The 13,016-nt window shown below is 40.3% G+C and carries 14 protein-coding genes; 7 read left to right on the top strand and 7 right to left on the bottom strand.

From position 1 onward, the window contains the following. The first annotated feature begins 280 nt into the window (after nt 1-280). Complete coding sequence (locus ACXIUD_RS07530) at nt 281-1,921, top strand: ABC-F family ATP-binding cassette domain-containing protein (protein WP_458052011.1); 1,641 nt, start codon at nt 281-283, stop codon at nt 1,919-1,921. A gap of 500 nt (nt 1,922-2,421) precedes the next feature. On the opposite strand, the gene ACXIUD_RS07525 is transcribed toward ACXIUD_RS07530, so the two are convergent. Further along, complete coding sequence (locus ACXIUD_RS07525; RefSeq protein ID WP_458052010.1) at nt 2,422-4,131, bottom strand: tetratricopeptide repeat protein; 1,710 nt, start codon at nt 4,129-4,131, stop codon at nt 2,422-2,424. Between the two features lie 165 nt (nt 4,132-4,296). Here ACXIUD_RS07525 and ACXIUD_RS07520 point away from each other — a divergent pair, with 165 nt between their 5' ends. After that, complete coding sequence (locus ACXIUD_RS07520; protein ID WP_189580003.1) at nt 4,297-4,515, top strand: PspC domain-containing protein; 219 nt, start codon at nt 4,297-4,299, stop codon at nt 4,513-4,515. Here ACXIUD_RS07520 and ACXIUD_RS07515 read toward each other — a convergent pair. Together ACXIUD_RS07515 and ACXIUD_RS07510 are read right to left on the bottom strand one after the other, a co-directional pair. Next, entirely contained in the window at nt 4,504-5,508 is a 1,005-nt protein-coding gene (locus ACXIUD_RS07515; RefSeq protein WP_458052009.1) for a glycosyltransferase family 2 protein, read from the bottom strand. The two genes, ACXIUD_RS07520 and ACXIUD_RS07515, sit on opposite strands and share 12 nt — an antisense overlap. Then, nucleotides 5,508-5,840, bottom strand: coding sequence for a YbaB/EbfC family nucleoid-associated protein (locus tag ACXIUD_RS07510; protein ID WP_458052049.1), 333 nt, complete (start codon nt 5,838-5,840; stop codon nt 5,508-5,510). Before ACXIUD_RS07510 ends, ACXIUD_RS07515 begins: the two co-directional genes overlap by 1 nt. Before the next feature lie 327 nt (nt 5,841-6,167). Here ACXIUD_RS07510 and ACXIUD_RS07505 point away from each other — a divergent pair, with 327 nt between their 5' ends. Next, a complete protein-coding gene (locus ACXIUD_RS07505) occupies nt 6,168-6,449 on the top strand; it encodes a hypothetical protein (protein WP_458052008.1) in 282 nt (93 codons plus the stop codon). A gap of 69 nt (nt 6,450-6,518) precedes the next feature. Here ACXIUD_RS07505 and hisS read toward each other — a convergent pair whose 3' ends face one another. After that, nucleotides 6,519-7,889, bottom strand: a complete 1,371-nt coding sequence (hisS, locus tag ACXIUD_RS07500) for a histidine--tRNA ligase (protein ID WP_458052007.1) — start codon at nt 7,887-7,889, stop codon at nt 6,519-6,521. Between the two features lie 90 nt (nt 7,890-7,979). Here hisS and ACXIUD_RS07495 point away from each other — a divergent pair, with 90 nt between their 5' ends. Beyond that, nucleotides 7,980-8,123, top strand: coding sequence for a hypothetical protein (locus ACXIUD_RS07495; protein ID WP_458052006.1), 144 nt, complete (start codon nt 7,980-7,982; stop codon nt 8,121-8,123). A gap of 81 nt (nt 8,124-8,204) precedes the next feature. Here the strand turns inward: ACXIUD_RS07495 and ACXIUD_RS07490 are convergent, their stop codons facing one another. Further along, on the bottom strand, nt 8,205-8,708 hold the full coding sequence (locus tag ACXIUD_RS07490; protein WP_458052005.1) for a metallophosphoesterase family protein: 504 nt from the start codon (nt 8,706-8,708) through the stop codon (nt 8,205-8,207). Nucleotides 8,709-8,763: 55 nt separating this feature from the next. On the opposite strand from ACXIUD_RS07490, the gene ACXIUD_RS07485 reads away from it, so the two are divergent. Together ACXIUD_RS07485 and ACXIUD_RS07480 are read left to right on the top strand one after the other, a co-directional pair. Continuing rightward, entirely contained in the window at nt 8,764-9,189 is a 426-nt protein-coding gene (locus tag ACXIUD_RS07485; protein ID WP_458052004.1) for a rhodanese-like domain-containing protein, read from the top strand. Nucleotides 9,190-9,299: 110 nt separating this feature from the next. Beyond that, the gene (locus tag ACXIUD_RS07480) at nt 9,300-10,277 is read left to right on the top strand and encodes a pyruvate dehydrogenase complex E1 component subunit beta (RefSeq protein WP_458052003.1); all 978 of its coding nucleotides are present in this window, start codon (nt 9,300-9,302) and stop codon (nt 10,275-10,277) included. Between the two features lie 63 nt (nt 10,278-10,340). On the opposite strand, the gene ACXIUD_RS07475 is transcribed toward ACXIUD_RS07480, so the two are convergent. Continuing rightward, complete coding sequence (locus tag ACXIUD_RS07475; protein ID WP_458052002.1) at nt 10,341-11,240, bottom strand: sugar phosphate isomerase/epimerase family protein; 900 nt, start codon at nt 11,238-11,240, stop codon at nt 10,341-10,343. Nucleotides 11,241-11,364: 124 nt separating this feature from the next. Here ACXIUD_RS07475 and ACXIUD_RS07470 point away from each other — a divergent pair, with 124 nt between their 5' ends. After that, complete coding sequence (locus ACXIUD_RS07470; RefSeq protein WP_458052001.1) at nt 11,365-12,120, top strand: LOG family protein; 756 nt, start codon at nt 11,365-11,367, stop codon at nt 12,118-12,120. Between the two features lie 42 nt (nt 12,121-12,162). Here ACXIUD_RS07470 and ACXIUD_RS07465 read toward each other — a convergent pair whose 3' ends face one another. Then, nucleotides 12,163-12,990, bottom strand: a complete 828-nt coding sequence (locus ACXIUD_RS07465; RefSeq protein ID WP_458052000.1) for a ZIP family metal transporter — start codon at nt 12,988-12,990, stop codon at nt 12,163-12,165. Between the last annotated feature and the right edge of the window lie 26 nt (nt 12,991-13,016).

Genomic DNA, 13,016 nt, shown 5'->3' with positions numbered 1-13,016 from the left:
GGAATGAAGAATGAGGAATGAGGAATGAAATGCCTACGTGGATTTTAGCCCCAGCATTGTAGGGAAATTGAATAGTGCTTGTGCTGAGCGTAGTCGAAGCACTTGTGCTGAGCGTAGTCGAAGTAAGCAGTGCATAGTGAACATTTAGCGCGAGTGGGGATAAAAGTTGAATTTTAGGATACAAAGGCGTCAAATTTAGAAAAGGACATAAAGGTAAGTTCTAAAAAAATTCGCTTGAAGCTAGGATTCCTCTTACCTTTGCGGCTGAATTAATTTACTCATGATTTCAGTCGATAATATTTCAGTCATCCACGGAGGACATGCCTTGTTCAGTGACATTTCCTTTTCTATCAATCCAACAGATAAAATTGCCTTGATGGGGAAAAATGGTGCGGGTAAATCCACCATGCTTAAAATCATAGCAGGTGCATCCAAACCCTCCAAAGGAGGTGTTTCCGCTCCTAAAGATGCGGTAATCGCTTACCTTCCACAGCATTTATTGACTGATGATGATTGTACCGTATTTGAAGAAACTTCCAAGGCATTTGCTTCTTACCTGAGTTTGAAGGAAGAAATCGATCGATTGAATGAAGAGTTGACTGTTCGAACGGATTATGATTCGGAGGACTATTACAAAATCATTGAGCGGGTTTCAGAAGTTTCTGAAAAATTCTATTCCATCGAGGAAGTCAACTACGAAGAAGAGGTTGAAAAGGTACTACTTGGTCTAGGCTTTGAGCGGACAGACTTCCACAGATCCACTTCTGAATTTTCCGGAGGCTGGAGAATGCGGATAGAGTTGGCCAAAATCCTTTTACAAAAGCCTGACTTAATTTTATTGGATGAACCTACCAACCATTTGGACATCGAGTCTATTCAGTGGCTAGAGGAGTTTTTGAAAGAAAAAGCCAAAGCGGTAGTAGTCATTTCCCACGATAGAGCATTTGTTGACAATATCACCAATCGCACCATTGAGGTGACAATGGGGAGAATTTATGATTACAAAGCCAAATACAGCCACTACCTAGAACTCAGAAAAGAGCGGAGAGAACAGCAGCAGAAACATTATGAAGAGCAGCAAAAGATGATTGCAGAAACCCAGCAATTCATCGAGCGCTTCAAAGGCACCTACTCCAAAACCCTACAAGTGCAGTCTCGGGTAAAAATGCTGGAAAAACTGGAAATCGTTGAGGTGGATGAAGTAGATACTTCCGCACTACGCTTGCGCTTCCCTCCTTCCCCGCGTTCAGGGAAGTATCCGGTTATCGTAGAAGAACTCTCCAAATCTTACGGAGAGCATGTAGTCTTCAAAGATGCTTCTATGACCATTGAACGGGGACAGAAAGTGGCGTTTGTAGGTAAAAATGGAGAAGGTAAATCCACCATGATTAAGGCCATCATGGGAGAAATCGACTATACGGGTAAATGCGAATTGGGTCATAACTCCATGATTGGCTACTTCGCACAAAACCAAGCTTCCCAACTGGATGAAAATCTGACCATTTTTGAGACCATAGATCAGATTGCAGTGGGTGAAATCCGCAGTAAGATCAAAGACTTGCTAGGTGCCTTCATGTTCAAAGGGGATGATATCAACAAGAAAGTCAAAGTATTATCCGGTGGTGAAAAAACCCGTTTGGCTATGATCAAACTCCTATTGGAGCCAGTAAACCTTCTTATTCTTGATGAACCTACCAACCACCTGGATATGCGAACCAAAGATATCATCAAGGATGCTTTGAAAGATTTTGACGGCACATTGATCTTAGTTTCTCACGACCGAGATTTCTTAGATGGCTTGGCAACGAAAGTTTTTGAATTTGGCAATAAGCGGGTAAAAGAGCACTTTGAAGATATCAATGGCTTCTTGAGAAATAAGAAACTGGAGAATCTAAGAGAAGTAGAGAGAAGGGGGAAGTGAGCAGTGGGCAGTAGGGAATGTAGAATGAATAATTAGGAATTAGGAATTAGGAATGAGTTGGTCCTGTGGCTTTTAAGCCAATAACGGATACAGAATTTAAAGGTGTTAATGAGTTGAATTTTTAGGAAATACAGCCATCAATAGACGTGGGATTTAACCCCCAGCATTGGAGGGGAAGTGAGCAGTGCATAGTGAACAGTGAGCAGTGGTTGGGAATGTAGAATGCTTGTGCTGAGCGTAGTCGAAGCACTTGTGCTGAGCGAAGTCGAAGCAAACAGTGGGTAGTGAGCAGTGAACAGTGGGCAGTGAACAATGAAAAATGTATCAAGAAATTTCAGGACGTGATAGACATTCTTGCCTCTTGCCTCTTGATTCTTGATTCTTGTCTCTTGATTCTTGTCTCTTGATTCTTGTCTCTTGTCTCTTGTCTCTTGATTCCAAACTCTCGCATCTCACTTCTCGCCTCTCGCCTCTCGCCTCTCGCTTCTAGTCTCTCGCTTCTAGTCTCTCGCTTCTCCTCGAATTGCTCGCAAATAACGCTCGTCATCAAAGAATCTGTAAAAAATCATATCTGTAGGTGCAAGACTTCGGAGGAACTCATTTGTCTGCACGGCTCTACTGATGTAGGTGTATACAGACTCCCTGTCTCCGTTGACTGCTGCTACCATGGCAAGGCCATAGAAGCCATAGCCCGATGACCTGTTCATCTGAGTACTTTCTTCAAAAGCCAAAACTGCATTGGCATAATCACTGATCAGAAAGTAGGCCAATCCTTTATTAAATAAATTTTCTTCATTTTCCGGCGCCTGCTCAAAGCGGATCAGCGCCAAGCGATAATCTCCATTGACAATATCCAAAGCTCCCCTGAGTGCTTCATTCATGCGGATAAACTCCCGGTCTACACTTCCACTCATCCCGGAGGCCTGAGAAATTGCGATGTAGGCTTCGAAGAAATTTTGGTTTAAAATATAGGCACGTCCTAGATTATGATACACCTGAGGTGTATTTTGAATACCATTCGCTTGCCTTAACAAACGTATAGCTGAGTTTACCAACTCCCTGCGCTTTTGTTGATTGATTTCTCTTTGGGCTTGATTGATGTAAACCACCCCCAAGTTATTGTAAGCCAATACGGAGGGATATAATTCGATCAGTTTTTTATAAATCAGCTCCTTTTCATTCAATCTCACCGCTTTTTCACCTGCATAGATCAAATGCTCTTGAGAGAATCCTTCCATGGCACTTCCTTCTGTCAGAAGTTTGAAGACACTGGCAGCAATCTCAGGATTAGAGAATTCATTATTGGCTAAGGTAATACTGACTTTAGCAGCACGTAGTTTGGGAAAAAGATCCCTGGAAACCTTGGCATATTGTGGTAAACGCTTTAAACTATTCAGCTTACCTTCGTAGGACTCCGAAGACGTCAACACATCAAAATAACGTTCTTTCAATTTATCATCTATCCCTTGATAGTCTGACAATAGCAAGCGAAAATCAAACCAATCATTTTTTCTAAAATTGGTCTCAATAGGATAATTTCTTCCAAGATTTTCCAATCTCAGACGAAGGGATTGAGCTCTTTTCTCTGCCAAATTATGATCTCGAGTATCTTCTGTTTCAGGCGAATGCAAACCAGTTATTCGAATTGAGTTTACCGTTTTTCCCCGCTCTCCTCTTTGTAAAAGATTCTGAAGAGCTGTGGGTAATTGATTGGCAGACAAGCGATCTCTTCCTAGTAAAAATTCAACTTCATAAGACCTATTTTCAGTTGAGTTGATACCGGAAAAATCCGTCGTCAAATACACCCCGATTTCAGGAATGGGCTGATCGCTTCTCACCTGTCCCATACGAGTTAGCATGGGAGCTGTGTTAACTCCTACTCCAATCACTTTTGGAGTTCCGGTATAAAGCTTGTTTTTCAACTGATATACAGGCTTAATCTGCAATTCTCCTTTTTCCATACCGGGTAGAAAAGGAATCAGGTAATTATTAGAAAACTGTGCCTCAGTAAATGTTTGATTGAAAACTCCATCAAAAGGAATGATTTCTCCCAAACGGAGGGCATTATCCCCGTAGACATATTCTGGATAGAGGAGAATTCTAGCATCTTTATTGAGAAATTTAATGGGAATTGCACCGGAAATAGTGAAGCGTACGGAGTCCCTATGCAAAGTCAATACTTCAGGAGATGCTTTTATTCCATCCAACATTCCCTCAATAGATTGTATACGGGGGCTGCAAGACGACAAATAAAGAGCAGAAAAAAAAGTAAATAACAGAATTTTATAACTTTTAACCATTTGATTCACAAATAAATTGCGCATATGAAATGTATTTTATTTAATTTGCAGATATAACCAATACCACCAACTATTATGAACAAAATTAAACTCTTTTTCGAAGAAAGCGCCTTCGGCGTTTGTAGCAAGTTAGGAGAGAAACTTAACTTTCCTATCGACAGTATCCGTTTGTTCTTTATCTATAGCTCATTTATTACTTTAGGCTCTCCGATTATCGTGTATGTCAGCATGGCGATGCTCATGAAAATGCGGAAATACCTCCGTAAAATGAATAATCCAGTTTTATTCGATTAATCCCGAATGAAACTTTCGGATTCCTAGGCCATAATAATGCCAAAGTATAGCATAAGGTCTATTTTTCTTAGCTATTAATGATGTTCCCTTAGAAATCAACGCTCCTCTGTTGAGTTTCCTGTAATCCTTATGTGCTTTTAGAACTGCTTTGGCAAAGCCAAACTGACCTTTCATCAAAAAAACGAATATGGCCAAGAGGTCTAGTACGTGACGATGCGCCAGAACCCACCAAAAATCTAACCCCTTAAGGTTTTTTCGATTCATAAGCAGGCTGTTTCGGAAATTCAGATAAACTTTCGTGCTGTTGCTACGAGAAAGCGTTCCTCCTCCAACATGATAAACCTGAACCTTTCCATTATAAAAAGGCTGTTTTCCGGCATTTCTCCAACGCCAACAAAGATCGATCTCTTCCATATGGGCGAAAAATGCTCCATCAAAACCCTCGAAATCAAAAAAATCCTTTGCTCTAATTGCCATACAAGCCCCAGAAGTCCAATCTACGGGAATGACATCATTGTATTGACCAATATCTTCCTCGATGGACTCTAATATCCTTCCTCTACAGAATGGATAACCCAAACTATCTAAAAACCCTCCTCCCGCACCTGCATAATCAAATTCGGTAGGAGTAATTGCAGAAAGAATTTTAGGTTGGACACTTACTGCCTCTGGATGAGTGCCTAACCAAGAAATCAGTGCCTGATCCCAACTAGGAGTAACCTCTACATCAGAGTTTAATAAAATAAAGTATTCATAGTCTCCCCTCAATTGTTCCAATGCCAAATTATATCCTTCAGCAAACCCATAATTTTTTGCTAAGGATATGAGTTGAATGGAAGGGTAATGCTCTCGAAGGAACTTGACTGAATCATCTTTACTTGCATTATCAGCAATAATGACGGGAAAAGTGGAGTACTGAACTACAGAAGGAAGATACTTTTCCAAGACCTCCCTTCCGTTGTAATTCAATATGACAATGGCGGCGCGTTGCATCAAAACATATTTCCAAAATCCATTCCTGGAATATTGGGAATCATACCTTCGGTAGCTGCCTTCATTTCGTTTTTAATCTTGGCTTCAATTTCCTCCATGGCTTTATTGGTTGCTGCGACAATTAGATCGCTGAGCATTTCTTTATCATTTGGATTGATCAAGGCATCATCCATTTCGATTTTCATCACTTGTCTGTGGCCATTCACCTCCACTTTGACCATACCTGCACCCGACTCTCCAACAGCACGTAAATGCACTAACTTGGCTTGAGTTTCTTTTATTTTCGCTTGGGCTTCTTTCACCTTGCCCATCATGCTCATCAAATCAAACATAGCTTGTGTTTTTTTCTTACAAAGGTAATTTTTAAATCGATTTTCTTCTAAACCTCTCAGCAGCATTTCTTGATTTACCTTATCCAACATTCAAAAAACCCGAGACTAAGCAGTTGTTTTCTTCGTTAACTATACTAGAATAGAGAAAATGAGTTGCATGATTTACTATTCCTTAGGCTAATAGCTCAATACATCTACACTACCGTTCAGCCATTTATGCAACCACTTATACTGACCATAAAAAAATTAAATACATCAAATGTAACTATTCTCGAAATATTGAAGTAAGAATATAGTATATTGTACAATCATATAACACTGAAACCTATGAAAACCATCGAAAATATCGAAAAAGAACTTATCACACAGTTAAGATTCTCCAAAAGTGAGGTATTGGAAAGTGCCGAAGCAATTAAGAAAAGAGAATTTGATTTAAACAGGGCCTTAGCACTTGGTAATCTACTCAAAAACAAAGTTGACATCACCTTCCAGGACGCAGATCAAAGAACCTATCGCGTGCATACGACGATTTGGGCAGTCGGTTCTGATTTCGTTTGTCTGAAAGCAGATATTTGCATTCCTATTAAAAGTATCCTAGAGATTGAATGACAAAAAGCCTTGTACCGCTAGATAACTGCTAGTCGGCACAAGGCTTTTTCATGAAAATGGTTTTAAGTGTTATTCGGAGAGTTTCTCCACAAGTGCTCCTAACGCAACAGTTTCCTGTTTTCCTGATGCCATATGTTTGATGGTTACGGTTTGATTGACAAGTTCATCATCCCCTAACACCAAAACATATGGCACATTTTTTTTATCAGCATAAGTTAATTGCTTTTTGAATTTAGCAACATCTGGAAACAACTCTGAACGAATACCTGCCTCCCGCAATAGCTGCAATACTTTTAGCCCATATTCAAATCCAGCTTGATCAAAATGACAGATCAATACCTTTGTTTGATCCAAATTCTCTTGTGGGAATAATCCCAGTTCTTCCATTACATCATAGATGCGGTCTACTCCAAATGAGAAGCCTACCCCCGAAACTCCCTCTAATCCAAAAACGCCCGTCAAGTTATCATAGCGACCACCTCCACTCACGGAACCTATGGAGACGTTATTGACCTTCACTTCAAAAATAGCCCCTGTGTAATAGGATAATCCTCTCGCGAGCACTACATCCAAATCCACATGTTCTTGGGAGGCGCCATAAACCGCTAATAATCGGGTAACCTCCTCCAACTCCTGTACTCCTTGTAAGCCTACTTCAGAAGCTGACAAGAAGTTTTTCAAGAATGCCAGCTTTTGTTCATTCGATCCATTCACTCCGATAATTGGCTCCAATTTTTTTACTGCATCTGCTGAGAAATTACGTTGAGCTAACTCCTCTTGCACTTTTTCCCAACCGATTTTATCTAATTTATCAATGGCTACACATAACTCCCCTTCTCTTCCTTGTTCACCGATAACTTCGGATAATCCTGTTAAAATTTTACGGTTATTCACTTTGATACTATAATCTGTAATACCAAGTTGAGAAAATACTCGCTTAATCATCAATAAAATTTCCACCTCACAAAGCAGGCTATCTGTCCCCACCACATCTGCATCACACTGATAAAACTCTCGATAGCGACCTTTTTGAGGACGATCTGCTCTCCATACTGGTTGGATTTGAAAACGTTTAAACGGAAAGGTAATTTCGTTTCTATTCATGACCACGTATCGAGCAAAAGGCACGGTCAAGTCATAACGCAAACCCTTTTCTGAAACTTTTGGTAAGACATGAGCTGTACCTTTTTCCAAATCTGCAAGCTCTACATCTTTCAAATAATTACCCGAATTCAAAATTTTAAATAGCAATTGATCTCCCTCATCTCCATATTTACCCGTAAGGGTACTCAGATTCTCCATGGAGGGTGTTTCCAATTGTTGGAATCCAAATAGCTTAAAAGTATCCTTGATGGTATTTAGGATAAAGTTCCTACGAGCCATTTGAACAGGGCCAAAATCACGGGTTCCTTTCGGAAGACTTGGTTTCTGAATCGACATAATTATTTTTAATTTTGCCCAAAGGTAAGTAAAATCAAAATTTTATTTTAATTTTGCGCTTCATTTGGAATCACATAAACAGATAAGACGATGGCTGTTACTACGTTAAAAAGAAAGTTGAGAAGAAAAAGACAAGGTCAAAATACAAGAGTTATCAAAATTAAGCAATTGAATGCTAAGCCGGTAATCAAAAATGTAGACATCGAAGAGCTGAAAAAAAGCTTCGAGGCCTAATCTTGTCCAACAAAAATTCAAGCACTTCCTTCGGGAAGTCAAAATAAAAGGGTTGAATCTTACGATTGAACCCTTTATTTTTTATCCCCTACCTCTCCTCCCGAGTTCTACCACTTTTAAGTTTTGAACTTTAGCATTCGCAATTTCGAATTTCAAAAGCGTTCTTACTTGGTGAAAACCTTGATGACCTATGGCCCCGGGATTCATATACAAGCATTGAAGGTCATGATCAAAAACAACTTTGCAAATATGGGAATGTCCGCAAACCAAGACCTTTAACCCTTCTTCTTGAATTAGTTTTTTAACGCCCTTGGCATACCTTGGTGGATTCCCTGCAATATGCAGCATGCCAATTTTCAAGCCTTCGACCATAAAAGAAGTGAACTCGGGGTACTCCAGTCTTGCTGCTTGATCATCGATGTTTCCAGTGATGATTCTATGGATAGCACCGGTGGGCAGTAAATCTAAGATGCGGATATCACCAATATCTCCTGCATGCCAAATCTCATCTACATCCGCACAATGTTTGACAATCTGCTCATCCATAAAGCCATGAGAATCCGAAATCAATGCTATCCGTACCAATTCGTTAATTTTAAATGATTATTTTTGAAGTGTAAACCAAAACTAGTCCTGACAAATGAAAAAGCAAGCAGCCATCAAACATTTACTTTTGAAATCCATCACGGCAATGGTATGTATCTTCCTTTTTAGCATTCAATCGTATGCTCAAGAGGGAGCACCCGCATTAGCTCCCGATGCTTTTGAAGTAGCGGCAAAGAAAAAGAAAAAAGCTGTTATACTCGATATCCGCACACCCAATGAAGTAGCGGAAGGATATATACCAAATGCGGAATTCATCGACTATTTGGGAGGGGATTTTGAGAAAGGCTTGGAAAGCCTAGATAAAAAGAAAACTTACTATGTCTATTGCAGATCAGCCAAACGCACCATTCCTGCGACAGAAAAAATGAAGGAAATGGGCTTTAAAAAGGTCTACATGCTAGAGGGTGGGCTCAATAATTGGGTAAGTTGTGGAAAAGAAATCGTTAAAAAAGAAGAGTAAACCCCATTTGAAGTGCTCTATTTCTTTCATTAATGGCATTTATGCCTCTGTGATGTTTTGGAATTGAGGGATTACTTTCTATTTTTACGGGCCAAAATATAGATTTTGAAATGAGAGTTATCCAATTTAGAGAAGCATTAAGAGAAGCTATGTCGGAAGAAATGAGACGCGATAAAAACGTGTTTCTCATGGGTGAAGAAGTAGCTGAATATAACGGTGCCTACAAGGTATCCCAAGGTATGTTAGACGAGTTTGGACCGGACAGGGTGTACGATACCCCGATTGCTGAGCTTGGTTTTGCAGGTTTGGGAGTAGGTGCTGCGATGAATGGACTGAGACCAATCATCGAATTCATGACTTTCAACTTTTCCTTAGTTGCGATTGATCAGGTGATCAACTCAGCTGCCAAAATGCTCGCAATGTCAGGTGGCGCTTACAGTGTACCAATCGTGTTCCGAGGTCCAACTGGTAATGCTGGACAATTGGGTGCAACCCACTCTTCCAACTTCGAAAATTGGTTTGCCAACACTCCAGGTTTGAAAGTAGTCGTACCTTCTAATCCTTATGATGCGAAAGGCTTATTGAAAGCTTCCATTAGAGATAACGATCCTGTGATTTTTATGGAATCTGAGTTAATGTACTCCGATAAAGGTGAAGTACCTGAGGGTGAATACTTACTTCCAATAGGTGTTGCTGATATTAAGAGAAAAGGCTCCGATGTAACGATCGTATCATTTGGTAAAATGATGAAAGTTGCCTTGGAAGCAGCAGAGGAATTGGCTAAGGATGGTGTGGAAGCAGAAGTAATTGACTTGAGAACCGTCAGACCAATTGATTATGCAGCAGTGGTGAATTCAGTGAAGAAAACCAACAGATGCGTAGTGGTTGAGGAAGCAAATCCTTTGGCTGCTATTTCTTCTGAAATCGCTTACCATTTGCAGAGAAACGCTTTTGATTACCTAGATGCTCCAGTAGTACGTGTGAATTCTATGGATGTACCGTTGAGCTATGCACCTACGTATATTGACGCAACTATTCCAAATGTGAAGCGTACTTTGGAAGCTGTCAAGCAGGTAATGTACAAATAAAAATACCCTAACAAAAAAAAAGAGGCTGTTCGAAAAACAGCCTCTTTTTTTGTTCCTTACTAATCAATTAAAACCTAATTCTACAATTTTTTGATGGGATATCTGAACGGATTCGAATGGAGTCATGCCATCAAATGTTTGGTCTTGCTCTACAAAGTAATGAACCATTCCAGCTTTGCTTTGATGGGTTAAGATTTCTGCAAAATCTATGGTACCTTCTCCAACCGGCGCAAATCGCTCTTGATCATCCATATCTTTTAAGTGCCAAGCGAGAAATCTTCCGGGGTATTTTTCAAAATAAGCAATGGGATCTGCTCCTGCTTTCACTGTCCAATAGATGTCAATTTCGAAATTGACATGAGCAGGATCGGTGTTATCCAAAATATAATCTGTCAAAATCACCCCATCTTCTCTAGGTACAAATTCGAAGTCATGGTTATGGTAGAGTAGCTTCAAACCTGCTGCTGTACATTTTTCTCCGATTTCATTCAGAATCTGAACAAGTTCTTCGGGAGTACCTTTCATACCCAATCCCTCAGGACCGTAGGTAAACATACCCATGGGCGGCACAGGAATAACAAAATAGGTGAAGCCGGCTTCTTTCGTAGCAGCAATCAGCTCATCTGCATTTTCCAAGGTAACACCTCCCATATGGGCACTTTTAGCAGTAAGACCAATGGACTCCACATACTCCTTAAATGCTACCGGCTCCATTCCATAGAATTTACCATCCGCATATCCCGCAGCCTCAATGTATGCATATCCTATATCTGCTACGCTTTGTAAGGTAGCTTTAGGGTCTTGGGCCATCGCTTCTCTTAAGGTATATAAAGCAATGCCTCCTCTTTTTGCAGTGAGCTCATCGGTAGTTTCATCCTCTTCAGTCTTTTCAGCCCCACAGGCCATCATTAGTTGTGTACTGATCATTGCGAGTACTAAAATAAATGAATTGATTTTTTTCATAGTCTGATTATTTGATAAGGTAAGTTATCCAAAATGTTTCCAAAAAAAATGGAATTTTGTAAAACTCTGCATTTTCAAAGTATAAAAGGTTTCTTATCTTGCTCCAAGCTAAACTCAACCACCCATGATTAAAGAGAATCCAAAAAGCTTTTCCCCCCTAGTAAATCCCGAAGAAGAGGAATTTTTTGCAGGTCCTCAAACCCGCTGGAAAGAATTTAAGATGATTTTAAAAGTCATGCTTGAATTTATCCGTGGCTTCCGGATGCTACACTTTGTAGGGCCTTGTGTAACGGTATTTGGTTCGGCTCGATTTGAAGAAAAGGACCCCTTCTACCAACTAGCAGTAAGAGTTGGCGAACAGGTCAGCAAAATGGGCTTCACGGTCATGACTGGAGGTGGTCCTGGAATCATGGAGGCCGCCAACAGAGGTGCTAAAAATGTTGGAGGAAAATCGGTTGGCTGTAATATCATCCTACCTTTTGAGCAACATCACAATCCATACTTGGATAAGTTTATGAACTTCAAGTATTTCTTTGTAAGAAAAGTGCTGCTATCCAAGTATAGCTATGCTTTTGTGGTGATGCCAGGTGGGTTTGGAACATTAGACGAGTTTTTTGAAGCACTCACCTTGATGCAAACAAAGGTTATGCGCAGGTTTCCCGTGGTTTTGATGTGTTCAGAATTTCATCAGCATTTATATGATTACATCGTACACTTAGCAGATTATGGGACCATAAACAAATCAGATTTGGAGCTATTTCTCATGACAGATTCCATTGAAGAAATGGAAGCTCATATCCGAAAATATGCAGTCGAAGGATTCGGTCTTAAAAAACGAGAAGATATTGAACCGCAACCCTTATTTGGAGAAAACGGTTAAACAAGTCAGAAGAATACGATTTCTATGGCTAGAAATTATACTTTACGCCCAAGCCACATCCAATACCATCATCACTACAAAACCGATCATAAAACCTAACACGGCTAAATCGGTGTATTTATCCCGTTGGGTTTCGGGAATTACTTCTTCTATCACTACAAAAATCATGGCACCTGCTGCAAATGAAAGCGCGAATGGGAGAATATTCTGCATAAATATCACGGATATGGCCCCAACTACCCCGGCCATGGGCTCTACAATAGCAGATAGCTGACCATACCAAAAACTCTTTTTTCTGCTCATTCCAGCTCTCCTCAGAGGCATGGAAACAGCCATCCCTTCCGGGATATTTTGAATGGCAATACCTAAGGCTAAAGCTACGGCGGCAGTGATTGATGCACCTTCTAATCCCAGTGCTGCTGATCCAAACAAGATGCCTATGGCAAGTCCTTCCGGAATATTGTGTAAGGTAATCGCTAATAACAAAAGAGTGGATTTATGCCAAGATGTAGAAATACCTTCCTTTTCAGCCTGTCCAAAATTGATATGTAAATGAGGAAGCAATTTATCTAAAGCGAAAATAAATAAGCCTCCAAGAAGAAATCCCGCTGCAACAGGCAGCCAATGCATGGTGGGGAAAATCTCTTTAGCATATTCTAGGCTAGGATTCAGAAGTGACCAAAAACTAGCCGCTATCATCACCCCTCCTGTAAAACCTAGCATGGTGTCAAATACCGCCCGGTTAATGGTTTTAAAAAAGAAAACGATAGAGGCACCAACAGCTGTCATGAGCCATGTAAAGATAGTAGCCGCTAAGGCAGCCTTCACAGGTCCAAGTTGGGTGGCAGTTTCTTCTAAGAATTCGAACATAGCTTCCTTTAAAAATCAACGAAAGC

This window comes from Mongoliitalea sp., assembly GCF_054166905.1.
Note: the sequence above shows the minus strand (reverse complement) of the source record. Positions and strands in the feature narration are given on the sequence as shown.